General features: G+C 46.6%; 17 protein-coding genes and 1 pseudogene. 13 read left to right on the forward strand and 5 right to left on the reverse strand.

Going from position 1 to position 23,684, the window contains the following annotated elements:
• Nucleotides 1–3,219 (reverse strand): UvrD-helicase domain-containing protein, encoded by a 3,219-nt coding sequence (locus NYG90_RS04885; RefSeq protein ID WP_285256867.1) that lies wholly within the window; start codon nucleotides 3,217–3,219, stop codon nucleotides 1–3.
• Between the two features lie 118 nt (nucleotides 3,220–3,337).
• On the opposite strand from NYG90_RS04885, the gene NYG90_RS04890 reads away from it, so the two are divergent.
• From NYG90_RS04890 to dapE, 8 genes and pseudogenes are all read left to right on the forward strand, one after another.
• The gene (locus NYG90_RS04890) at nucleotides 3,338–4,180 is read left to right on the forward strand and encodes a hypothetical protein (RefSeq protein ID WP_285256866.1); all 843 of its coding nucleotides are present in this window, start codon (nucleotides 3,338–3,340) and stop codon (nucleotides 4,178–4,180) included.
• A gap of 66 nt (nucleotides 4,181–4,246) precedes the next feature.
• The gene (locus NYG90_RS04895) at nucleotides 4,247–5,950 is read left to right on the forward strand and encodes an OmpP1/FadL family transporter (protein ID WP_434062728.1); all 1,704 of its coding nucleotides are present in this window, start codon (nucleotides 4,247–4,249) and stop codon (nucleotides 5,948–5,950) included.
• Nucleotides 5,951–6,021: 71 nt separating this feature from the next.
• Nucleotides 6,022–6,426: a hypothetical protein gene (locus NYG90_RS04900; RefSeq protein WP_285264767.1), complete on the forward strand. Its 405-nt coding sequence runs from the start codon at nucleotides 6,022–6,024 to the stop codon at nucleotides 6,424–6,426.
• Nucleotides 6,426–9,140 carry a ribosomal protection-like ABC-F family protein gene (gene abc-f, locus NYG90_RS04905; protein ID WP_285264768.1) on the forward strand — a complete coding sequence of 905 codons (2,715 nt, stop codon included), beginning with the start codon at nucleotides 6,426–6,428 and terminating at the stop codon, nucleotides 9,138–9,140. Before NYG90_RS04900 ends, abc-f begins: the two co-directional genes overlap by 1 nt.
• Before the next feature lie 69 nt (nucleotides 9,141–9,209).
• Nucleotides 9,210–10,382: a pyridoxal phosphate-dependent aminotransferase gene (locus NYG90_RS04910; protein WP_285256863.1), complete on the forward strand. Its 1,173-nt coding sequence runs from the start codon at nucleotides 9,210–9,212 to the stop codon at nucleotides 10,380–10,382.
• 2 nt (nucleotides 10,383–10,384) lie between these two features.
• Nucleotides 10,385–11,983, forward strand: a pseudogene (mnmG, locus tag NYG90_RS04915) (tRNA uridine-5-carboxymethylaminomethyl(34) synthesis enzyme MnmG); the annotation flags it as partial.
• A 384-nt stretch (nucleotides 11,984–12,367) separates the two neighbouring features.
• A complete protein-coding gene (locus NYG90_RS10595; RefSeq protein ID WP_434062729.1) occupies nucleotides 12,368–12,628 on the forward strand; it encodes a hypothetical protein in 261 nt (86 codons plus the stop codon).
• Nucleotides 12,629–12,755: 127 nt separating this feature from the next.
• Nucleotides 12,756–13,919: a succinyl-diaminopimelate desuccinylase gene (gene dapE / locus NYG90_RS04920; protein ID WP_285256861.1), complete on the forward strand. Its 1,164-nt coding sequence runs from the start codon at nucleotides 12,756–12,758 to the stop codon at nucleotides 13,917–13,919.
• A 125-nt stretch (nucleotides 13,920–14,044) separates the two neighbouring features.
• Here dapE and NYG90_RS04925 read toward each other — a convergent pair whose 3' ends face one another.
• A complete protein-coding gene (locus NYG90_RS04925; protein ID WP_285256860.1) occupies nucleotides 14,045–15,157 on the reverse strand; it encodes a DUF354 domain-containing protein in 1,113 nt (370 codons plus the stop codon).
• A 211-nt stretch (nucleotides 15,158–15,368) separates the two neighbouring features.
• Here NYG90_RS04925 and NYG90_RS04930 point away from each other — a divergent pair, with 211 nt between their 5' ends.
• A complete protein-coding gene (locus NYG90_RS04930; protein ID WP_285256859.1) occupies nucleotides 15,369–17,228 on the forward strand; it encodes a hypothetical protein in 1,860 nt (619 codons plus the stop codon).
• A gap of 54 nt (nucleotides 17,229–17,282) precedes the next feature.
• Nucleotides 17,283–17,435: a hypothetical protein gene (locus NYG90_RS04935; protein WP_285264770.1), complete on the forward strand. Its 153-nt coding sequence runs from the start codon at nucleotides 17,283–17,285 to the stop codon at nucleotides 17,433–17,435.
• Between the two features lie 198 nt (nucleotides 17,436–17,633).
• Here NYG90_RS04935 and NYG90_RS04940 read toward each other — a convergent pair whose 3' ends face one another.
• Nucleotides 17,634–18,452, reverse strand: a complete 819-nt coding sequence (locus tag NYG90_RS04940) for a glycosyltransferase (RefSeq protein ID WP_285264771.1) — start codon at nucleotides 18,450–18,452, stop codon at nucleotides 17,634–17,636.
• Nucleotides 18,453–18,564: 112 nt separating this feature from the next.
• On the reverse strand, nucleotides 18,565–19,851 hold the full coding sequence (locus NYG90_RS04945) for a glycosyltransferase family 2 protein (protein ID WP_285264772.1): 1,287 nt from the start codon (nucleotides 19,849–19,851) through the stop codon (nucleotides 18,565–18,567).
• On the opposite strand from NYG90_RS04945, the gene NYG90_RS04950 reads away from it, so the two are divergent.
• The gene (locus tag NYG90_RS04950; protein WP_285256856.1) at nucleotides 19,851–20,063 is read left to right on the forward strand and encodes a hypothetical protein; all 213 of its coding nucleotides are present in this window, start codon (nucleotides 19,851–19,853) and stop codon (nucleotides 20,061–20,063) included. The genes NYG90_RS04945 and NYG90_RS04950 overlap by 1 nt on opposite strands.
• A 262-nt stretch (nucleotides 20,064–20,325) precedes the next feature.
• Here the strand turns inward: NYG90_RS04950 and gmd are convergent, their stop codons facing one another.
• Nucleotides 20,326–21,435: a GDP-mannose 4,6-dehydratase gene (gene gmd, locus NYG90_RS04955; RefSeq protein ID WP_285264773.1), complete on the reverse strand. Its 1,110-nt coding sequence runs from the start codon at nucleotides 21,433–21,435 to the stop codon at nucleotides 20,326–20,328.
• A 327-nt stretch (nucleotides 21,436–21,762) separates the two neighbouring features.
• Here gmd and purD point away from each other — a divergent pair, with 327 nt between their 5' ends.
• On the forward strand, nucleotides 21,763–23,121 hold the full coding sequence (gene purD, locus NYG90_RS04960; protein WP_285264774.1) for a phosphoribosylamine--glycine ligase: 1,359 nt from the start codon (nucleotides 21,763–21,765) through the stop codon (nucleotides 23,119–23,121).
• Between the two features lies 1 nt (nucleotide 23,122).
• The gene (locus NYG90_RS04965) at nucleotides 23,123–23,671 is read left to right on the forward strand and encodes an RDD family protein (protein ID WP_285256853.1); all 549 of its coding nucleotides are present in this window, start codon (nucleotides 23,123–23,125) and stop codon (nucleotides 23,669–23,671) included.
• The last annotated feature ends 13 nt before the right edge of the window (nucleotides 23,672–23,684 follow it).

Here is a 23,684-nt window from a genome sequence, read left to right on the forward strand (position 1 = left end):
TTACACTACGCTAACCACTTGTATAGGATCGCGGATATAAGCGACATAGCCATGGCACTCTATCTGCTCTCCATACGCATAGCGCAAAGCCTGCATATACTCTTGCACCTGCTTTGTATGCTCGCTCCTTGGCGCACCGCTTTTATAATCAACCACGATAAACTCCTCTCTATCTTCGCACACGCAATGCACAAGCACATCAAGCCGCCTTAGTGTCCAATCTGTGAAAAGCGGCACTTCCACAAGCACCTTACTATCGCCAGCACGCTCTAGCAATGCCAAAAATCTAGGATCACTCCTTAAGGCTTGTATGCGAGAATCTATCGCATCTAGCGCGCTGGATTCTAGCCCAAACTTATAGCGCAAAATCTCTCTTACGCGCTCTTTTGCCACCCCAAAGCCTACTTGATACTCTAGCCCTAGATGCAACGCCTCACCAAAGCGCATACTAGCGATATGTGGCACAAAGCCATCTTGTGCTTGTGTGGCGGGGAATTCTTGCTTGCCAAAATGCTCTTGTTGCAAGATTTGTGGCGTGCTTTTGGGCTTTGGCTTTAATATCTGGCTTTGTATGATAGCCCCAGATTCTAGCACAATCTCTGGGTGATATAGCGACTCTTGCAAGATAGGATCGCTATCTTTAGCCTCTGTTGTTATAGGTGTATGTGCGTTATGTTTATGGGCTTTAGTCGATGAGGCTTTGGGGTCTTGCTGGGTGGATTCTAGCTGTGTGGGGAGATTATTGATAATTGGCAAAAGACTTGATTGCTCCTGTCTTGCTATGATGATAAGCCCCTTTTGTGCGCGTGTGCAAGCTACATATAAGACATTATTATCTTCTATGGTGCTTTGTGTGGCGCGTAGCTCTTGGGCTTGTTTATATCGCTCATCAAGCTCTTTGCGCCTTTTGTGTAGCTCTTGCAAATGTAGCAAGACTTTTTTATCTTGTGTGTGTAGAATCTGCGCATTATCATTAGGAGCTTTGCTAAATCGATCAAGCACCACCACATAGGGAAACTCTAAGCCCTTAGATTTATGGATAGTTAGGATCCGCAAGCCTTGCTGATCATCTTTGGGGGCATCGGGGATTTGCGCTTCTAGCTGTGTAAAAAGCTCTTCAATACTGCTGGATTCTAGGCTATATTCTAAAAGCAGCTGCGCACTCTTATCCCCAAGCCCAAATGCTTTGATAAACGCTAGGAGATAGCGGCTTGGCTTTGTATCAATAGGACATCGCTCTAGGGCGTGCAAAAATGTCTGTGCTATCGCGCTTGGGCTAGGAGAGACAAACGCCTTGCCACCAAGGAGCTTTACTAGCTTATAGAGATAGAATCTCGCTTCATCGCTAGCAAGCAATGCGCTAGAATCCAGCCTAGATTCTAGCTTCGTGCGCACAAAGTTTGCTAGCTGCAAGGCACATAGCAGGGCTTTGACGCTTTTTTCATCAGTGATTTTCGCCCGCGCTTCTAGCACGATATTGATATGCGGGAAATGTGCTTTAATGGCATTGCGCAGGCTTTGTGCCTCTGTATTTTTAAAGCACAAAAAGGCTATATCTTGCGCATTGACACGAGATTCTAGCAACTCTCCTAGTGTTTGTATCGCATAATCAAGCATAGCCGGCTCTACTTCTTGCTTGCTCACTCTGCCGCTGCTTTTTTGACTTTTGATATGTAGCTTGCACACTCGCACAAAGCCGCCATTTTTATCACTCTCTTTGGGAAGCTGCTGGGGGATATAGTCGCTAAAGATTCTAGCAAACACCGCATTCACAAAGCCCACGATCTCGCTATATGAGCGGTAGTTATAGGGGAGATTCTGCACATTGAGCCTAAGCTCTCCTGCCACCTTGTCAAAAAACCCACTCTCACTCCCACGGAAGCGATAGATACTCTGCTTGCTATCCCCCACGATAAAAAAGCTCCTATGCTCCTTGCCGTGCGCTCCAAAGCCCGCGCATATTTCATCAATTAGTGGCTGTAAAATGCGGTATTGCATAGGGTTTGTATCTTGAAATTCATCGATTAAGATATGCGCGATTGTCGTATCTAGGCGAAAGTAGAAAAATAGCGGGTCAATCACTAGCCTAGAATCCACCAAATCCCTAGAATCCACGCTAGGCTCTAAATTGGATTCTAGCTCTTGTGCTAGCAGGCTATATAGCTCTAGCATACAATCGCTAAAGCCTAGCATATTTCTTGCAGCTAGCACGCGCTTGTGGGCTAGGGAGTATTGTGTGATCATACGCGCGATTTGCGCGAGTGTCGCACGCTCTTTGCTAGCAAAAATCTCGCCCATACACTGCTTGATCTCTTCAATTCTTTCGCACACTTGGACATTGGTAACTTCATCTTTTGTAAGGATTTTTTTGAAGTATTGATATGCGCTTGGCTCTTGCATAAGCCAAGTTATCTTATCTTTATCAAGGAACTCTTCAAAGCTTGCAAAACTTAGCGCATTATAGCCTTGAGTGCTTAGGGGCATTTCTAGTCGCTCCCCAGCACTAGTAAGGATCTGTCGCACCTCTTGGAGCAAGATCATCACTCGCGCTTGCTTATCCCTAGAATGCGCAAGTAGTGTATTTGTATCAAGCTCTCTATATCGCTTAAGCATAGCATTGGAAAAATGCAGCCTATCTTCAAATCCTGCTTGTATGAAAGAAAATAGCCTATCAAACTCCAGCCCAAGCGCAGCACAAGTTTTAGCAAGAGACTCTAGGCTAGAGCCTTTGGCACTGGATTCTAGGAAGCTCTCTTTGATAGATTCTAGCGCACTTTGCCCATCATCGATCATCGTAAAATCCGCGCGCAAGCCCGCAAAATAGGAAAATTTCTTCAATATCGTAGTAAAAAACGCATCAATTGTAAGGATACGCGCCCTATCGCGTAAAAATGCCTGATAGATTCTAAGGGCATTGTGGGCGATCTCTTGTGGGCTAAAGCCCTCTGCTAGCAAGCTTTGGTAAAACGCTCCTTGCACACCTTGGGCTAGATCACACAGGGCGTTTTGTATGCGCTCTTGCATTTCCTTAGTCGCTTTTCTTGTGAAAGTGATCGCTAAGATCTCATGCGCCCTAGCTCCTTGAAAAAGCAAGATGATATAGCGCGTAGCAAGCGCGAAAGTCTTGCCACTACCTGCTGAAGCCTTAAGGGCTAGCAGTGGGGTTTTAAGCGATATGGCTGGTGCATTTTGCGACACATCTTGCGTGGTAGCTCTCAATCAATCCCCTTTCATCGCTCCCTTTAGGCTTGCTAGAATCTCTTGCATATTTAATTACTAATTATTACTGCCGATTTGGTATCATAGCAAATTTAGAGTAATTGCAAAAGGAGTTACAATGCCAATCACCACACAAACCCCCACCAAATCCCTAGCTACAACCACACTAGCTACAATCCTTGGAGCAAGCTTGCTATGTAGCCTAGCCTTTGGCGCAAAAGATCCCAACAAAACCTACAAATCCGTGAAAAGCCAGCAGAGCTCTTTTACCAAAAATTTCGCAAGCGGCTCTATCGTCTCTGGCTCCACCTATGGCAGCACAAGCAAAAACGCCGCACGCCGCTGGTATATATTCAACGAAGCAAGTGTTGGCGGCTCTTACACGACTTTAGGGCAGGCAAACTATGTCGCTGTCGATGTGGGCTACCACGCTTATCTCCGCACCATAGAATCCACTATCCTAGGGCTAAACTTCCTTATCGGTGCAGAGCTAAACTTCCCTATCTACTTGCAAGCAAATGGTAGATCAAACATTATCGCCGATAAATTCCTAGAGACAAAAGAAACCGCCCAAGCTGTGCAAGGCTTTGGGGTCGAGCTTCCGGCGATGATTGGCTTTGAGAAAAATGGATTCTACCTTGTGGGGCTTGTGGGCTATGCGTGGCAGTTTATGACAGATACTTATACGAGGGTGAATGGCAGAGGCGAGCACCCCACGATCAAAACTAGCTATGATGGGCTCATTTATGGAGCAGGTGTGGGCTACAAAGTGCGCAATGTGATCAACCTAGGCTTCCGCTGGACTATGGGCAATATGACAAACCGCAAAGATGGCACGGAGTTTTCCCAAGGGGCGATCACTGATGGACTAGATCAAAACGCCATCACCACCCAAACCGGGCGTGATATTTATAATATCAACTATATGAAGTTTATGGGATTTGTCTCGGTGGTGTTCTAATCTACTAGATTCTAAGGAGGCTATATAGGGGGTGAAGAGTTGAGCTGTGTCAATAAACTTTCTGCTATGCTTGCTCGCGCTTGTTTTTTGCCCATCCTATCCCTATCTCACATCTATGCCAATGGCTTTAAAATCCAAGAGCAAAGCCTAAATGCCACTGCCCTTAGCTCCGCGTATATCGCAGGCGCGCGCGGCGCAGATGCGAGCTACTACAATCCTGCGAATATGGGCTTTAGCAACGACTGGGGGGAGAATAAAAGTGAGTTTGAGCTAGCCACAAGCCTCATCAATATCCCCGGCTTCAACTTCGATGTCGCCACGACAAATCAGGGGCTGTATTCTAAGACGACAATGGATTATTCTAGCACGATTCAAGGAATTTTTGATTTTTGTGGCAATAGTATCGGTCAAGCAATTTGTGGTGGGATAGGCTTAGAGGCTTTAAATGACTTAAATAAGCCCATTATCCTGGAGCACTCCACCCCAGATACTCAAATCGTAACCGGTGGCACCGGTGATACCGCCCTAGCAGTGCCAAAGATGTTTTATAAATCCCGCACGATGCATGGCATCACCTTTGGTGGGAGCTTTGTGGCTAGCTCTGGGCTAGCTATGCAGTGGGCAGGGAAAGGCGGGGAGTTCTTACAAGATGTGTTTATTATGATGGTAGAGGCAAGCCCTAGCGTGTCCTACACGATAAACGATCGCCTATCCTTTGGCTTTGGCTATCGGGTGATGTATGCGATGGGCAGCTTTAATAATGTCGTGTATGTCCCCCTAGATGAGAAAGGCACAGGAATCCAGCTTGATAAAGAGCAGATTAAAGATCTCTCCAAGCACCCAGAAGCAGTGCAGGCACTTATTCCAGAATCCATTAGAAATATGAAGATTGCAGGAATACCTTTCACAAGCATTTTGCAAGCTTTTGGATTTAAGATAAAAGGTTGCGATACTGGTGGAGCAGAATGCACAGATTGGGGTGCGCTTATGAGTAGTGTCGATGGGGAGAAAACAAATCTTTTTGGCACTTCTAAAGTCTATCAAAAAAGCGAGGGCAAAGACCTTGCCACAGGCTATCGCCTCTCTGCTTCACTGCGTGTATTTGATAATGGTATGGCAAGTGTGGTGTATAACTCGCCTGTGAAGTTCGATATGAAAGGCAAGGTTGAAGCGACCACCTATGTCGGCGGAGCGATGGGCAATGTGCTTACCATAGCAGATCTCAATATCGCTGTGCAAATGCCAGAGATTTTGACGCTTGCTTATGCGCACGAGTTTTTCAATAGACGATTGCGCTTAGAGGGCGTGTATGAGCGGACATTTTGGAGTCGGGGGTTTAAGTTTAATGTCTCGCCAGATTTTGCTAATGCCAAGTATCAAGGCTTAAGCGGGCTTGTCGCGCTGCCTGATGTCTTTAATAGTGAAACGCTTAAAAATATGGTAGGCATAGCGAACTTTGGCGTGGTGAGCAATATGGGCGCAGGCTGGCGCGATACTAACACTTTCCGCATAGGCGCGACTTATAAGACGCCCTTTATCCGCCTTATGGCGTCAGCTGCCTATGATGCAGCACCTAGTGCGCAGGATAAAATTGGAATCCCGGATTCTGATGGCTTTATGCTAGGCTGTGGGGCGAAAGTCAATCTAAGGGGCTTTGATCTAGGGCTAGCTGGAAGCTGGACTTATAAGCAGTCTATGAGCTCGCTCTATCATAGTGGGGGACTTGGGGGGCTCTTTATCTATACCGCTTCACTAGGCTATCGCTGGTAAGGTTAGCACATCGCCCTAGAATCCGCGTTTGTGATATGCTTGCATATCCTAGAAATCACATAGGAGGCATAATGAAAGCCTATAAACAATACTTGCTTCAAGCCCTGCTTCTAGGGCTTTGTGTCAGTAGCGCGTTTGGCGCGTGGGAGATGTTTAGCGATGGGAAAGATACCTATCTCTACAACACCCAAAGCGGCGATGTCTATATCCGCTACAATCGCGGCGACAAGAACTATGAAGACATTTTTGTCAAAATGCCAGCAGGAACACTCCCTAGCCAACTCTCACCCACTCAAGCCCCCTCTACCAAGCGCACAAACCCTAGCACCACACCACAGATACTCTCCCCCACTGCCCCCCAAGCCCCGAGCAAAAATGACGAGAGTGCAAAGCTTTTAGAACAGCAGCAGCAAGCTTTGCAAAAGTCCCAAGAACTCCTGCGCAATAGTATTGATACAAGCGGAGTGCTGGAGTAATGGCTCTGCTTTCTTTACACAATGCCTACAAAAGCTTTGGCGCGCGCAAAGTGCTAGAAAATGCCAGCCTAAGCCTTGATGATGGCGAAAAAGTGGCGATCATTGGCAAAAATGGCGCAGGCAAAAGCACCTTACTAAAAATCCTATGCGAGCAAATGCCGCTAGATTCTGGCACACTAGCAAAGCGCCCCAATCTAGTAGCGCGCATCCTCCCCCAAGACCCACATTTTAGAGTGGATCTAAGCGTTAGGGAAGTGTGTGAAGCAAGCTTGCAGGAGCTAGTAGCGATCCATAAGAGAGTAGATGAGATTAACGCACTTTTGCAAGCAGATTCTAGGGAGCTTACCCAAAACACAGAGCTTCTAAACGAGCTAGGCACTCTCACCACACAGCTAGACTCCATTGATGGCTGGGATTTGGAGAAGCGGATTACAGAGCTTATAGAGAACTTCCACCTAAAAGACCTGCAAGATCGCGCCATAGGCACGCTAAGTGGCGGGGAGCTTAAGCGACTAGCACTTGCTACAATCCTTATGCAGCCAGCAGATCTCTATATCTTAGATGAGCCTACAAACCACCTTGATGTCGAAGTTGTAGAGTTTTTAGAATCTAAGCTTAACGCGCTTAAAGCCTGCGTGCTCTTCATTAGCCACGATCGCTACTTCATCGATAATTGCGCGAGACGGATTATCGAAGTGGATTCTAGTAGGCTCACATATTTCCGCGGCGGCTATGGCGCGTATCTTTCCCAAAAAGCCGCGATGCTAGAGAGCCTTGCCAAAGAGCACTCCCGCACGCTAAAGCTTCTAAAAGCAGAAGAAGAGTGGCTGCATAAAGGCGTGCAAGCAAGAAGGAAGCGCAATGTCTTGCGCAAAGAGCGAGTCGAGCTTCTGCGCGCTAAGGCAAAGCAGAATCCAAGCCTAATGCGCCAAATGCGCCTAGAGCTAGAGCGCGAGAGCAAGCACCATAATCGCACCCACTCACACAACGCACAGAAAATGATCATAGAGTGTGAGAATCTATGCGTAAGTATGGGCGGGAAGCCTTTGATCAAAGATTGCAGTCTGCGGATTCTACAAGGGGATAAAATCGCCATAGTCGGGCGCAATGGTGCTGGCAAGTCAAGCTTGCTTAAAGTCTTTTTAGGAGAGATCGCGCCACAAAGCGGGGCAATCAAGCGCGGAGAGCTAAAGATAGGCTACTTCGCTCAAACACGCAAGGAGCTTGATGATAGTAAGAGTCTCATTGAGACCTTTTGCCCAAATGGTGGGGATCATATTGAGGTAAAGGGCAAGAGTATGCATATTTATGGGTATTTGAAGAGCTTTCTCTTCCCCAAAGATTTGCTCACACAAAAAATCGGCGCACTAAGTGGCGGGGAAAAAACGCGCGTAAGCTTGGCACTACTTTTTACCAAGCAGTATGACTGCTTGCTTTTAGATGAGCCTACAAATGACCTAGACATCGCTACAATCAATATCCTAGAAGAGTATTTACTCTCTTTTTCTGGGGCATTGCTGCTTATAAGCCACGATCGCTACTTTATAGACAAGCTCGCCCAAAAGCTGCTAATTTTGCATAGCCCCTCTCGAGCAGCTGGCACAAAGCGCGGAGCAAAAGTGGATTCTAGTGTAGAAGAGAGCTTGCAAAGCTTTAGCCAGTATCTTGATTATTTTAAAGAGATAGCCTACTACAAACAGCTAGAATCCACTTTTACCAACGGAGATTCGGTCTTGGGTGGGCAATGCGGCAGTGTTGGTGTTTTTGCGGAAGGCACGGACAGGGAGTCCGCTAACCTTCCACAATTTTTGCAAAGCTCCCACAGCCCCACCGCAAGTCCTAGAATCTTAGGAGAAGAAAAACAGGCTCAATCCCTAGAATCCACTTTTGACAAAAACGCCCAAAGTTTAAGCCTTATCCCCACTCCATCATCGCGAGCCGATGAAGCCCTCCCTCTGTCATCGCGAGCCGATGAAGTCGGCGTGGCGATCCATAGTCAAAAAGCGGATTCTAGGAGTGGTTATTCTGCTAGCGCAGAGTGTATGGATTGCCACGCGGTGCAAGCACCGCTCGCAATGACAGCACAACACGCCGCAAGTAAAAAAGTGGATTCTAGGGAAAACACTCAAAGTGTAAAAAACTCCGCACAGGATTCTGGGCTAAACACGCCGCAGGCGGCAGGATTTTCTAAAGAAACATCGCCTAACGGCGAGCGGTATCCCTTGTTTTGCCACGCCGCCACTCACGCAGCGGCTCGCAATGACGATAAAAATGCGCAAATTCTCAACAAGTCAGCAAAGGATTCTGGGCTAAACACCAAAAATGTAAGCGAGCCAGCAAAGGATTCTAGGATTTTGGAGCTAGAATCGGGGCTTTGCGAGCGCGTGCAAGGGCGCATACTTGGCGTATGTAACCGCAGCGCGCGCGAAGCAATCCACGATTCTAGCCCAAAAGCCGAATCCACCAACCAAAAGCCCAAGCCCAAAAAGCTTAGCTACAACGAGCAGCGCGAGCTAGATAGCCTACCAGATCGCATACAATCCCTAGAAGCACAAAAGCAGCTAATCGAGCAGCGACTTAGCGATGAGACAAGCCTAGCGCGCTATGGTGTGGTGGCATTGGCAAAGGAGCTAGAATCTATCACCAAAGAGCTAGATTCTAGCTATGAGCGATACTTTTTCCTAGAAGAAAAGCAAGAATCCCTAAAGCATTAGCCCACACGCCCAAAGCCAAAATCTGCTAAAATAGCGCACTGCAATCATCTCTTAAGTCAAGGAGCATTTATGACCTACTCTAGCCGCATTACCAATCTCCAAGAGTCCGCCACTATCGCTATCTCTACCCTTGCTACCACGCTCAAAGCACAAGGGCGTGATATTCTAAGCTTTTCTGCTGGGGAGCCAGACTTTGACACGCCAGAGCCTATTAAGCTTGCTGCCAAAGCCGCGCTTGATGAAGGATTTACCAAATACACGCAAGTAGCAGGGATCCCAGAGCTCAAGCAAGCAATCACCAATAAGCTAGAGCGAGAAAATGGCTTGCACTATGAGCCAAAGCAGATTCTAGTGAGTAATGGCGCGAAGCAGTCGCTTTTCAATGTGTTTCAGGCGTTGATTGACACAGGCGATGAAGTCATAATCCCCTCACCTTACTGGGTAACCTACCCCGAGCTTGTAGCTTATAGCGGTGGGAGCAATGTTTTCATAGAGACAAATGAGCAAAATGGCTTTAAAATCACTGCTAAGTCCTTGCGCCAAGCAATCACGCCTAGGACAAAAGCCCTTGTGCTTACCACGCCATCAAACCCCACCGGTATGGTCTATACCAAGCAGGAGCTAGAGTCCATAGCACAAGTGCTACACGGCAGTGATATTGTCGTAATCGCCGATGAGATGTATGAAAAGCTACTTTATGATGGGGAGTTTGTCTCTGTGGGGAGCATTAGCCAAGATATGTTTGAGCGCACTATCACGATCAATGGGCTTAGCAAATCTGTGGCGATGACTGGCTGGCGTATGGGCTATTGCGCAAGTGCTGATACTACGCTTATCAAGCTTATGACAAATCTCCAATCCCAATGCACTTCAAATATCAACTCAATCACGCAAAAGGCGTCTATCATCGCCCTAGAAGGTGGCGTGGATACGCAGATAGAAGCAATGCGCCAAGCATTTTTAGCTCGCAGGGATCTAGCAGTGTCTAGTATCAATGCGATTCAAGGGCTGCACACGCTCTCCCCTCAAGGTGCGTTCTATCTCTTTATCTCCATAGGGAGTGCTTGCGGTGGGGATTCTATGGCATTTTGCAAGCAGCTCTTAGAGCAAGAGGGGATAGCTCTAGTGCCCGGCAGTGCCTTTGGGGCAGATGGCTTTGTGCGGCTAAGCTTTGCGTGTAGCACAGAGCAAATCACCGCTGGTATCGCGCGTATAGCGCATTTTATGCAAGGCTTGGTGTAAGTATGGTCTATGATGTTCTTGTCGTAGGTGGAGGGCACGCGGGCTTAGAGGCGGCTTGTATCGCTGCTAGAATGGGCGCACGAGTGTGTATGCTCACCATCTTAGTCGAAAATATCGCCCTAGCCAGCTGCAATCCTGCCATAGGCGGCTTAGGCAAGGGGCATTTGGTCAAAGAAGTCGATGCGCTAGGGGGCGTTATGGGGAAGATCACTGATAAATGCGGGATACAATACCGCATACTCAATGCCTCCAAAGGTCCTGCGGTGCGTGGCACAAGAGCGCAAATCGATATGGATTTATATAGGATCTATGCGCGCAATCTCGCCCTAAACACGCCAAATCTCACTATCTCTCAAGCAATGGTCAAAGAAATCCTGCTTGATAGCACAGGGCAGAAAGCCATAGGTGTGCGCACCAATATCGGCAAAGACTATTACGCACACAAGCTTATCATCACCACAGGGACATTTTTGCAAGGGCTTGTGCATATCGGCGAAAATCGTTTAGAAAATGGTCGCTTTGGCGAGAGTGCGAGCAATGATCTAAGCACATCATTGCGCGATTTGGGGCTTACTCTTGGGCGGCTAAAGACAGGGACTTGCCCTAGGATTTTGGGATCTAGCATTGATTTTACGCATTTAGAGCAGCACTCTGGCGATGAGAATCCGCCGCACTTTAGCTACACGACAAGCGAATTTACCCCCACGCAGCTGCCCTGCTATATCACCTACACCACAGAGCGCACACACGAGCTTATCCGCGAGAATTTCCACCGCGCACCGCTCTTTACCGGACAGATCAATGGTGTAGGTCCGCGCTATTGCCCAAGTATTGAAGATAAAATCTCGCGCTTTGCCGATAAATCTCGCCACCAGCTCTTCTTAGAGCCGCAAACCACGCACGCCACGGAATACTATGTCAATGGTCTCTCCACCTCTCTGCCCTATGATGTGCAAGAGCAAGTGATCGCCTCTATCCCGGGGCTTGAAAATGCCATAATCACGCGCTATGGCTATGCCATAGAATACGACTATGTCTTGCCCACCCAGCTCCACCATACCCTAGAATCCAAAGCCATACACTCCCTCTACCTAGCCGGGCAGATCAATGGCACCACAGGCTATGAAGAAGCCGCCGCACTAGGGCTACTAGCTGGGATCAATGCCACGCTCTCCTTGCAAGACATCGCGCCAGATCGCTTCCACTTCCCTCGCAAAGAGCTTGTGCTGCGCCGAGATGAGAGCTATATCGGCGTGATGATTGATGATCTTGTAACCAAAGGCACAAATGAGCCTTACCGCGTCTTTACCTCTCGTGCAGAATATCGGCTGCTACTGCGCGAAGATAATGCGATCTATCGCTTGCTAGGCTATGCTAGAGAGCTTGGCACAATGAGTAGGGAGCATATCGAGCGTTTTGCGCGTGATAAGCAAGATATAGCACAAGCCCTAGCGTTTTTACGCACGCACTTCATCACGCCAAACAAACACGCCCAAAGCTTCCTAGCCCAGCTCAATCTCCCCCCAATCAACCAAAAAACCGCGCTACTACATATCGTAGGTAAAGATGGGTTTAGGGATTTTGACGCGCTAGAAGCATTTTTGCGCAGTGAGCAGGATTCTAAAGGGGATTCGGCTTTGCTTGGTGGGGATTCGGCTTTGGGTAGGCATTCCGCAGATTTTGGGGATTTGGAGGCAACCGCAGACCATCAGTCTAGCTCTGCCCCCAAATCCCCAAAAAACTACGAAAGCCCCACCGCAATGCCTAGAATCCTTGAAGAAGAAAAACAAGCCGAGTGTGAAAAATTCACCGCAGACTCCCACAAAACAAGCGAAGCGCAGTTTCTTCAGAAAAGCGCGCAAAAGCCAACGCCAGAAACCAAAATCCCGGCGTTTTCACACTTCAGCCCCGCCGCAAAAGAGCAAATCCACATACAAGCAAAATACCACGACTATATCCAAAAGCAGCAAGCAAGTATTGATAATATGCACGCCCAGCTCCAAGCCACAATCCCGGAAGATTTTTGCTATCAAGGGATTTCTGGGCTATCGCTTGAAGTGGTGGAGAAGCTCTCAATCGCACGCCCTAAAACGCTCTTTGATGCCTCTAAAATTAGTGGCATAACGCCTGCTAGCCTTGATGTGCTGCATTTACACTTGCATTTGCAGGCAAAAAGAGCAAAAGTGGATTCTAGTAGCAAGATAGCTTCAAGCAAGCAATGCAGCAGCCTAGAGTCATTATCCTAGATTCTACTAGGATCTACCTTTGTCATTGCGAGCCGACAACGGCAGCGTGGCAATCTATATTAGAATCTACTTGCAAAAGTGGATTCTAATATAAGCCACATTGACACAAACGCACACAGGAGACACAATGCAAGCGCAACAATGCGTAGATTTTCTGGCAAAACTACTCACCTACCCCACGATCACCCCACAAGAATGCGGTATTTATGAGCCTATCAAAGCCTTATTGCTAGAAGCTGGCTTTGAGTGCCTGCATATTGATAAACACGACACGCGCAATCTCTTTGCCCATATCACGCTAGGCAAAAGCCCTAAGCCAGCAAGGCATTTTTGTTTTATGGGGCATATTGATGTCGTGCCTGTGGGAGATGGCTGGAGTGTGGATCCCTTTGGCGCGGTGGTGGAAAATGGCTATATCTATGGGCGTGGAGCGCAGGATATGAAAGCAGGGGTCGCTGCTTGTATCTACGCGCTACTAGATTGTGCCAAAGCCGCTGCCACAGCCCCCCTTATGCTCTCACTTTTGCTCACAAGCGATGAAGAAGGAGATGGCACTTATGGCACAGCCTATGCGCTACAAGAGCTGGCAAAGCGCGATCTACTGCCCACGCACGCCATAGTCGCCGAGCCTACTTGCTCTAGCATTCTAGGCGATACGATCAAAAATGGGCGCAGAGGCAGTATCAATGGTGTGCTAGAGATTGTCGGCAAGCAAGGACACGCCGCATACCCTAGCAAGTGTATAAACCCCATAGAAGCCTTAGGATCTAGCCTTGGCAAGCTTGCTGGAGTGGAGCTAGACTCTGGGGATAGGGATTTTGCCCCTACAAAGCTTGTCATCACCGATATGCGCGGCGGCTTAGAGGTGGTCAATGTAACGCCTAGCGCGCTAAAGATTATGTTTAATGTGCGCAATTCTCCTGCTACCCCTAAAGAACGCGTGCAAGAGTATGTAGAATCCATTATGCAAGCAGTGTGCGCAAAAAATGTCGGCATTTCCTACACACTTAGCCTAAAGCAAAGTGCCAAGCCCTTTATCTGCAAGCAGGATTCTAAGCTGATACACACGCTTAGTGCTAGCATTCAAAAAGTATGTGGTATCACCCCAGAGTGCAGCACAAGCGGCGGGACAAGTGATGCGCGATTTTGCCAAGAGTTTGGCATAGAGGCGATAGAATTTGGCGTGTGCAATGACACAATCCACAGCATAGATGAGCGTGTGAAAATCACAGAAGTAGAGCAGCTCTATCGCGTATTTCGCGCATTTTTAGAGCGATTTGCGCAAGTCTAGCCACTATCTACACTAATGCCAAGCCACCGCTTAGGTTTGCTGCTTTTGGTGTTGGGGATTTGTGTGGGATATGAGTGCATAGACTTTTGGGGGGCTTAGCTCTCTTTGAAGCTTAGGTTTTGCCACTATAACAACGCCTTGATATGCGAGATAAACATATCTGTATCTATGCCATTTTTCGCAAAAAGGCGATCTTGCCTTGCATACAAATGGGGCTTAGATAGAATCTCTATAATCTTATCCACCGCTTCAGTGGCACTTTTAGCGTGTTTCATCAAAGCATTATCAAGCAAAAATCTATCGTGAAAAAGCAAGATCGAGCGAGTGGAAATCACAGGTATGCCAAGATAGCACGCCTCTAGATTCATAGTCCCGCCACCGCCCAAAAGCACATCAACAAAGGGATAAAAATCTTTTGGCTCTAGCTTATGGTGCAAAATCTTAAAGCGACTTTGTGCATCTTGCGGAAGCTCTGCAAGGCAAGATTCTAGCTCATCTTTACCATAGCGGGGCATACACAGCACATTGGCTTTAATCTTTTTAGCCAAAAGGGCAAAGCTCTCATAAATAATTGACAATTTATGCTTGACATAATGAGCCTTATACTCCTCTTCACGCACCAAAATAATAGGCAAAGTAGAATCTAGCCCTAGATTCTCGCAAAATGCCTTTCTCTGCGGCGATTCTAGCTCATAATGCAAGGGGATAGAATCTAGCCATAATGCCACATCAATAAAGCCATATTCCACCACTTGAGTAGAATCTAACCCCAAGCTTGTATAGCAAATCTCAGGCACGACAAAAGGGCGGAATACAAGATGGGAAAGCGGAAGTGTCAAGCGGGATAAAATCGTTACAGATTCTAAGCAAAACTTTTCATCAGCCACCGGCGTATCAGCAAAATGCACCACCGGTATCCCTAGCCCATAGGCACACTGCACACCATCAACACTCGCTCCGGTGATAAAAATCTTTGGCATTGCATTAAGCCTTGCAAAAAGCTCCAAAAAGCCCTTTTGACGATTGATTCTTGCTTCAAACTTGCCTAGCTTACTAGCCCCGCCATAGCCGCCAACACAATAATGCTCTATGTTAAAAAGCTCTAAAAGTCTCAAGCACTCATCATAGTCCTTACTCTCACGCGTGGTAACAATCACAGAATCTAAAGCCTTAAGCCTTGGTAAAATGGGCTTAAAAAACAGCACATATTTTGGGTCAATAATATCAAGCCAAATCATTTTTTGCCTTTGTGTTTTGCTCTGTGTATTTGTGTGGTTAAAAATGGATTCTAGCACAAGTAGAATCTAGCCTTGTAGGCTTTAGCCTTTATACGATTTTCTACACGCTTAAGATCGTGCCTTAAGCATATTTAGCTTTTATGCACCAAAAATTTTAATGTATAATCCACGCTCTACACTTTAAATATTTTCACATTTCTAAGGATCCTTGATGTTGGCTTTGAAGCAATATATTCTCTCCCCCTTTGTAGCTTTAGTAATGCTTTTTAGAGATCTAAGATTTGAGCTAGATGAGCTTATAAGATGTAAAAGTCTTAGCCTTATGGAGAGTGAGAGATATTGGCGGGTGATTTTTGCTGAAGTGATTTTAGTGCTGCTTTTAGGTGGGGGCGTCTGGGCGATATTATCATTGCTTTTATCCGCACTCTTTAACATTGCAGATAGCATTCTTATCGTAATGATGATTATAGGCATTGTAGGTGGTTTGGTGCTTTTTGCACTCAATGTAAGAATCACAGCTAAAAGGCTAAAGACTTTGCATAAGGAATTGCATAAGGAATTGATAGAGCAATCAGCTCGCCCCATAGATTCTAGCTTGGCAGATTCTAAGCCCTCTTACTTTTCACGCTTTGTTATCCGCTTTATTACGCCAAAATATTTTTACATCTCTCTTGTGATTTGCGTGGGGTGTTTATGGGGTGCTTTGGCAGGGGAGATAAATGAATGGGAAAAGATTGCTACTATCTTTTTTGCTGTGGTGGGGACTTTGATAGGCTTGTTTTATAGCATTATCCTTTTACCAAATCTCACAAAAGTTTTAGATATAAGGCAATTTAACCAAGATTCTAAAAAAATGCTTTTAAGCATTGTGCTTATAAGTGCGGGGTTGTTGCTTATAGGCTTTAGTCCTATAAAGTTTATCACCTATGAAGATTCTGTTTGCTTTCTTTATATATTTTATGGTGGAATGGGGCTTGTGCTTTTGGGACTATGGCAATATAGTGGGACATATATGAAAATCTGGCTCTTTATAGCCGCATATGGTGTTTTGACATATTTGATTACAGCTTTAAGCGTATATCCATATCGCTTTGCAGATATTGAAAAAGAGGCAACGATTATACCCGCTATGCTCTGCTTTTTGCCGCTTTTAATATGGCATATAAGGCAAAAGGCGTTTGCTGGGGCTCTTGGCATAATATGGATATATAATCATATAGTGAATAGCTATTTTTTTGATGATGGGTATATGATTTTAGATAGTGTTATTTTTAATGCTATTGCATTGTATATGTTTGCGATGATTGGCTTTTATTGCGTGAGATTTTTTAGCGAGAGTGAAAGCTTCTTTGGGGAGTTGATAAGGCTATTTTCTAAGCTATGGATATGCGGAAGTATCAGTGGGCTAATCTTTCTAGGCTTATTCTTTAATGGACTTGCATTTTTTGCGTTAGTCAAGGGCGTTGTAGCGCTACTTGGCTTCTCTCTTAGCTTAAGTTTGCAAAGGCTAAAAATAGAGTATTTTACCTTGCTCTTGCTTTTGCTATTTAGCATATATGTGGGCATTTTCTTTTTTAAAAGTTTTAATTATTTGCACTTTTTTGGCGAGTTTGCACATAATCCTTCCTACACGACACTTAGTTTTGATTCTCTGTTTGGCTTTTTTGTTGTGTCTTTTGTTTTGCTTTTTTTGTTTATTCTCTCAAAGCACACAGGAGCAGATTCTACATATCAAGGCTTTATGCATCTTAGGCTTTGTCTTGTGCTTTGTTTTAGTGCTATGATTTTATTTTGTATGCAATATCTCCATACAGCCCTAAATAGTTATGCTTATAGCCTTTGGGGGGTAATGGAAATCTCCGTGTTTTTTATCATTGCATTTAGCTTTGTGCTGTTAGGGCTATTTTGGCGGTATAATGTCTTATTTGCCCTAAGTTTTGTGGGCTTAATGGCGGATTTTATATTTTTCCCTAGATTTAGTGTGTTTCTTATCCTGCTCTCTTTTGGCACATTGTGGGAGATAATTAAGATTCTATTTTTTAATAGGCAAAAGATAGAATCTATAAGCTAGATTCTACTTCAAATCGCAAGCAATCTCAAGCCACGCATAAACCTCAACGCCACTTTGTTTGCATTGGATTGCCACGCGGATTTTCAATCCGCTCGCAATGACAGGAAAAACACCTTTTCACTAGAATCCACTTTTTCTAAAAGAAGCTACGCTTTGCGATTTTTGTGCTTTTGTTTGTATTTTTCAAAAGTGGATTCTAGGCTTTAAAGTTAGTTTTAGAGTCCCACGATTCTAAGGGTTGCGGTGGGGCTTTGTGCGTTTTGCGTGATTTTAGGGTAGGAGTTACCTTGTCGGTAATGACTATCCTAAAATCACGCAATCGCGCGAATCGCTCGCCCAAAGCTGAATTGCCTAAAGAAAAAGTGGATTCTAGGATTTGTTAGATTTGCTTCTATCTAGCTATTGTTACCGCAACACCTCCTGCCATTGTGGCATTACCGCTTGCTTGCTAAAGTTTTGTGCCACAAGCTCCCTAGCATTTGTGCCAAACTCCGCGCGCTTTGACTCATCGCTCATTAGCTCACACAGCCTAGTAGCAAAGCTCTCTTTATCGCCATTTTCTATCAAATACCCACTTTTGCCCTGTGTGATAATATCGCTAGGACCAGCGGCAATGTCAAAGGCAATGCCCACTAGCCCGTAGCTGCACGCCTCTGCTAGTGCCATACCAAAGCCCTCAAAGTAGCTGCACATCGCATACACACTAGCCCCCAGATATACGCGCTCCATATCCTGCCTAAAGCCCACTAAACGCACGCTTTTTCTCAAGCCCTTTTGGGCGATAGTGGATTCTAGCTTTTCTCGCAGCTTCCCACTGCCTACGATATGTAGCTGCCACTGCGAAGTCTCCTTATAATGCTCTTTAGAGGGGTCTTGCACCATCGCCCAAATATCAAGCAGCCTATCAAAGCCCTTTTCTCCACTTAGTCGCCCCACAGATAGCACGACTTTGGTGCTAGGATCGCTAAAGGTGGTGGGGAGATGTGGGAGGAAATTTGGGACTACTCGCACGCATTTATGATAGCTCTGCCAAGTGGCTAGCTCTTTTTGTGAAAGCACGATTAAAGTGTCAAATTTGGCTAGATTGCGAGCTTTGCGCGTGCTTAGGTGCTTTGGCGCGTTTAAGTGCCAAAGCCGCACATAGCGCGTGCCTGCTAGCTTGGTGCGTGGGATATACCAGCCATCATTACTTAGCACGATAGTGGGCTTATATGCGCATAGCACTCTCTCTACCTTGTAGGCAAGCAGGGGGCGTAAGAGCTTCTGCCAGAGTTTAGCAAGCTTGCTTAGGTGCTTAGGCGATAGCTTGGGAGATAGGGGAGATTGTGAGTTTATGCTATTTTGTGAGATGTTGTGCGCACGACTTCGAGAGAGAGAGAGAGAGAGAGAGTAGCTCCGCCCTAGAATCTAGCGGATAAATTGGCGCATTATTGCTACTAAAAAGACTTATGACTCTAACCTTAAAGCCGCATTCTATAAAGGCATTTGCTAGATTCACGCCCACGCGCTCGCCTCCGCCTGCTTCTGTGATGTCTTTAGCGATGATGGCTATGCGCGGGCTTGCTTGATGACTTGGCGAGCTTGTGGGGCGTGGCGGTGTCAAAGCCATAGAAGCATCTAGGAGCGTCTTGCCAAAGAGTATGATCGTCTTGCGGTTTTTAGTCAAATGCAAGCAGAATTTATCTGCCCTCCACTCTCTAAAGCTCCTAGTCCTAGCCATAAACTCATCTAGGCTTTTTGCTTGTAGCGCAAGCCTTAGGGGCTTGTTTTGCTCTAGCACACTTGGGCTAAGATCCAAAGAGCGTAAAAACTCCTGCAGCTGCGCAAGATAGCTAGAATCCACTTTTGCGAAGCGATTGGGGCGGAGCAAATCTGTGGGCAAGCGGTAGGACTCTAGGTGTCCGTGTCTCTTAAAAAATTCATACACAAAGCCAAACACTTGGAAAAACTCTTGCGGCGGGTGGGTTGTGCTAGTGAGCGAGCCACTACGCACGCGGTAAAAATAGCGCGCATTTTTGCTTAATGCCACCTTGCTAGCCAAAGCGTGCGCACACACGCTAAAGCCCACATCTTCAGCGAAGCGGTTGGTAGGGAAGCGCAAGTTTTGCAGCAATGCGCGGGTAAAGACACTGCGCGGGGCTTCGATTTTATGCGCGATATTTTTGCTTGTAACCTTGCGGGTAATGCCCTTATCCCTAGGCTGCCTTAGGGCAAACATCGCGCTATCATAGCTAGAATCTAAAAACCGACACACATCGCGCGTGGTCGCCATCTGCGTGGCATTGGACTCTAGGGCGTAGATGAGATTAGCATAGTAATCTACCCCCACCGCATCATCTGGGTCCATAAAGCCGATGTAGCCCACTTGGGGCAAAGCGTCATAGACATACCTAAGCCCTGTGTTTCTAGCAGCCCCTATGCCTTGATTGTCTTGCGTTAAGAGGATAAAGCGTGAGTCGCGCTTGGCATACTCAGCGATAATCTGCGCGCTAGAATCACTGCTGCCATCATCGACACATATCGCTACAAACTCCCCATAGCTCTGCGCACTCAAAGACTCTAAACACTCCGGCAAATACTGCGCGACATTATAGATGGGGATAATTATGGCAAGGGGTTTCATTGGGTCTCCTTTGTGCGTTGGTGGGATTTGGCTTTTCTAAAGAAACCTGCTTGCGTGCCCCGCCTTGCACCGCTGTCGCTGGTTTTGGGCTAGAATCCACTTTTGAAAGCAACCACAGCCTCGCCGCCTTAGAATCGTTTATCTACAAAATTTACTTCAATCCTATAAATCCTTTGCTTGGTATCATAAACATAATTTCTTGCGTTTCTTAGAATCCATTGTTTCAAAAGTGGATTCTAGGCTTGTGCTATGGATCGCCACGCTTTGCTAGCGCAAAGCTCGCGATGACGGAGTTGGGGCTTTGTCGCTAGAATCCACTTTTTCTAAAGAAGCTACGCTTTGTGATTTTTGTGCTTTTCTTTATATGGATTGCCACGCGGATTTTCAATCCGCTCACAATAACAATAAAAAAGCTGACAATTAAAAAGTGGATTCTAGGATTCAGGCTCGCTTGCAAGCGCGATCTAGCCCCTACTACTCAAAATAGCGCAAGATGTTATAGCCATTATCTTGCAAGAACTTTTCCTTTTGCATAAGCTTTATATCACTTTGCATCATATCTTTGACAAGCATTGCTAGATCGTATTTAGGCTGCCAGCCTAAAAGCTTTTGCGCCTTAGTGGGATCACCTAGCAGCAGATCTACTTCTGTGGGGCGGAAGTAGCGAGAATCCACCGCGACCACTTCTTGCCCCTGTGGCAGCTGATATTCACCCCTGCACGCCTTGACTATGCCTACTTCATTTTCCCCCTCTCCGCGAAACTCCACCTCAATCCCAAGCTCCCCAAATGCCAATGCCACAAAGTCGCGCACCTGTGTGGTAACGCCCGTGGCGATGACAAAGTCTTCTGCCTTTGGCTGCTGCAAGATAAGATACATCGCCTCTACATAGTCTTTAGCGTGTCCCCAATCGCGCTTGGCAGAGAGATTGCCTAGATAGAGCTTATCCTGCAAGCCTAGCGCGATCTTGCTCACTCCGCGCGTGATTTTGCGCGTTACAAATGTCTCGCCACGGATAGGGCTCTCGTGATTAAACAAAATCCCATTACACGCAAACATATTATATGCCTCTCGGTAGTTGATCGTGATCCAATAGGCATAGAGCTTGGCGCAAGCATAGGGCGAGCGCGGATAAAATGGCGTGCTTTCACTTTGAGGCACCGCTTGCACTAGCCCATAGAGCTCGCTTGTGGAGGCTTGGTAGATTTTGGTCGTCTCTATCAAATCAAGCAATCGCACGGCTTCTAGGATTCTTAGCGTGCCTATGCCATCGGCGTTGGCGGTGTATTCTGGCGTCTCAAAGCTTACATGAACATGGCTCATTGCCGCAAGATTGTAGATCTCATCTGGGCGCACTTCTTGGATAATGCGGATAAGATTTGTAGAATCTGTCAAATCCCCATAATGTAAGAAAAAGTTGCGATTATCAATATGGGGGTCTTGGTAGAGATGATCGATCCTATCGGTATTAAACAGCGAGCTTCTGCGCTTAATGCCGTGCACCTCATAGCCGCGATTTAGGAGAAATTCTGCAAGATACGCGCCATCTTGCCCGGTGATACCTGTGATAAGTGCCCTTTTCATAAGCTTCCTTAAAAGTAGAGTAGCACGCTAAGGGGCGTGCGTGTGAGGGACACATTATAGCAGACTTCGCATTTTCTAACCCAAATTTAAACCTAGAGAGCCTATAATAACGCCGCCTGAATAATTCGCGTTTCTTTTTTGGTAAGTCCGTTAAATTGTAAGTATTGTAGGCTTGGTAGTGGTTTTTGTGTGTCGGTGTTTTTGCTTGAGCCTGCAAGGGTGAGAATCCGCCGCCTAAGAGAGCTCTCCTGCCTTATTTGTAGCTAGCATTTTGGGCTACACAACACAAGTAGCGGTTATTTGGGTAGTATCTTTTCAAGGGCTTTTATGCAGACACATAATCCACAAGAGAATTTGCACAAGGTTTTACACAAAGTTTTGATTGTAGGGAATGGTGGGAGAGAATACGCCCTAGGCTTGCACTTAAAGCAGGATTCTAGGATACAAGAGCTATTTTTCACCCCCGGTAATGCCGGCACAGCACTGCTAGGCACAAATCTCACACTTCCACACAATCAAGACATTGTAGAGTTTTGCCAAAAAGAGGGGATTTCTTGGGTGATCATCGGCGGCGAGAGCGCGCTTGTAGGTGGGCTTAGCGATGAGCTACGAGCAAGGGGCATTAGCACCTTTGGTCCAAGTCGAGCAGCCGCAGAGCTTGAAGGCTCAAAGGCATTTATGAAAGATTTTGTCGCCTCTTGTGGTATCCCCACCGCACGCTATATCCAAACAAGCGACCCACAAAAAGCCAAAGACTTCGCGCGCTCACTCTCTCTGCCTGTGGTCATCAAAGCAAGCGGACTCTGTGCTGGCAAGGGCGTCATCATCGCACAAAGCTATGAAGAAGCAGAATCCACAATCGATAATATGCTTAGTGGCAAGGAGTTTGGGCAGGCTGGAGAGTGCATAGTGGTAGAAGAGTTTCTATCCGGCTATGAGCTATCTGTCTTTGGGATTTGCGATGGGGAGAGCTTCACGCTTCTGCCCCCCTGCCAAGATCACAAGCAGCTCTATAACGGCGATAAGGGTCCAAACACTGGTGGTATGGGAGCTTATACGCCAAGTCCGCTATGTGATGAAATGCTGCTAGAAAAGATTGCTTCAAGGATTTTTGCCCCTACACTTGCTGGTATGGAAAAGCGCGGCACGCCCTTTAGCGGCGTGCTGTTTGCTGGGATTATGGTCGTGGATGGCGAGCCATATCTGCTAGAGTTTAATGTCCGCTTTGGCGATCCAGAGTGTGAAGTGCTACTGCCACTTTTGCAAACGCCTTTGCTTGATATTTGCCACGCCGTAGAATCTAAGCAAATCGCCGCGCTTCCTATAACTTTCCGCCAAGGCTACTGCGTAGGAGTCGTGCTAGCAAGCCATAACTATCCCTTTGGCAGCTCTACGCCCCACCCTATCACAATCGCGCCTTTTGATAGCACACTAGGGCATATCTGCTATGCAGGCGTGAGCCCAAACAAAGTGGATTCTAGTAAAAAAGTGGATTCTAGCAAAGGGGGTGAAAAAGTGGATTTTAGCAGCCCGCTACTAGCAAGCGGCGGGCGCGTGGCTCTAGCCATAGGAGTCGCCCCCACACTTGCCAAAGCCAAGCACAACGCCTACATAATCGCAAATTGCATAGCATTTGAAGGCAAGGTGCTGCGCACAGACATTGCCGACAAAGCCCTAAAGGCATAATATGGCAAGAGATGAAGCCCTACAAGACACACTTGATAGAGAGGATCTGACCTTAGCCCCACTTGATAAAAGGATTTATGCCTTTTTGATTGACGCGCTGCTGCTTAGCGCGCTTATGATGATGATCAACTTTAGCACCTTTCTTGCCCTAAGCGAGCCGCAAGCACTGCAAGAAATGCGCGATAGCAGCTCAAGTGCCATTATGCTAAAAGATAGTGCCAAAGCCCCACTAGAGCAAAGCATAGAGCAAAAGATACAAGAGCAAATCTCTTCACTCATTATGCAGATTTTCTTGCTAGAGATTATGTATCAAGGGCTTTTTACTTTCTGGTATGGGGCAAGCCTTGGGAAGATTTTGTGCAAAATCCAAGTAGTGAGCATTGATCTGCTGGATTCCCCAAGCTTTTTGGCAAGCTTTTTGCGTGCTGCCTTGCGCACCTTATCGCAAGCGGTGTATTACATACCCTTTATTTTTGCCTTTAGCGATGTCCTTAAGCGCACGCTCTATGACCGCGCCGCACGCACGATTGTCATTATGCAAAAACGCTAGGCAATAGGACAAT

The organism is Helicobacter zhangjianzhongii (genome assembly GCF_030249855.1).
Lineage (GTDB): Bacteria > Campylobacterota > Campylobacteria > Campylobacterales > Helicobacteraceae > Helicobacter_B > Helicobacter_B zhangjianzhongii.

Bases quoted from the DNA above. Each gene is read 5' to 3' on its own strand.
- NYG90_RS04890 (WP_285256866.1), top strand. From the start codon at position 3,338: ATGCCAATCACCACACAAACCCCCACCAAATCCCTAGCTACAACCACA.
- NYG90_RS04895 (WP_434062728.1), top strand. From the start codon at position 4,247: ATGCTTGCTCGCGCTTGTTTTTTGCCCATCCTATCCCTATCTCACATC.
- NYG90_RS04900 (WP_285264767.1), top strand. From the start codon at position 6,022: ATGAAAGCCTATAAACAATACTTGCTTCAAGCCCTGCTTCTAGGGCTT.
- abc-f (WP_285264768.1), top strand. From the start codon at position 6,426: ATGGCTCTGCTTTCTTTACACAATGCCTACAAAAGCTTTGGCGCGCGC.
- NYG90_RS04910 (WP_285256863.1), top strand. From the start codon at position 9,210: ATGACCTACTCTAGCCGCATTACCAATCTCCAAGAGTCCGCCACTATC.
- NYG90_RS10595 (WP_434062729.1), top strand. From the start codon at position 12,368: ATGCACGCCCAGCTCCAAGCCACAATCCCGGAAGATTTTTGCTATCAA.
- dapE (WP_285256861.1), top strand. From the start codon at position 12,756: ATGCAAGCGCAACAATGCGTAGATTTTCTGGCAAAACTACTCACCTAC.
- NYG90_RS04925 (WP_285256860.1), bottom strand. From the start codon at position 15,157: ATGATTTGGCTTGATATTATTGACCCAAAATATGTGCTGTTTTTTAAG.
- NYG90_RS04930 (WP_285256859.1), top strand. From the start codon at position 15,369: ATGTTGGCTTTGAAGCAATATATTCTCTCCCCCTTTGTAGCTTTAGTA.
- NYG90_RS04945 (WP_285264772.1), bottom strand. From the start codon at position 19,851: ATGAAACCCCTTGCCATAATTATCCCCATCTATAATGTCGCGCAGTAT.
- gmd (WP_285264773.1), bottom strand. From the start codon at position 21,435: ATGAAAAGGGCACTTATCACAGGTATCACCGGGCAAGATGGCGCGTAT.
- purD (WP_285264774.1), top strand. From the start codon at position 21,763: ATGCAGACACATAATCCACAAGAGAATTTGCACAAGGTTTTACACAAA.
- NYG90_RS04965 (WP_285256853.1), top strand. From the start codon at position 23,123: ATGGCAAGAGATGAAGCCCTACAAGACACACTTGATAGAGAGGATCTG.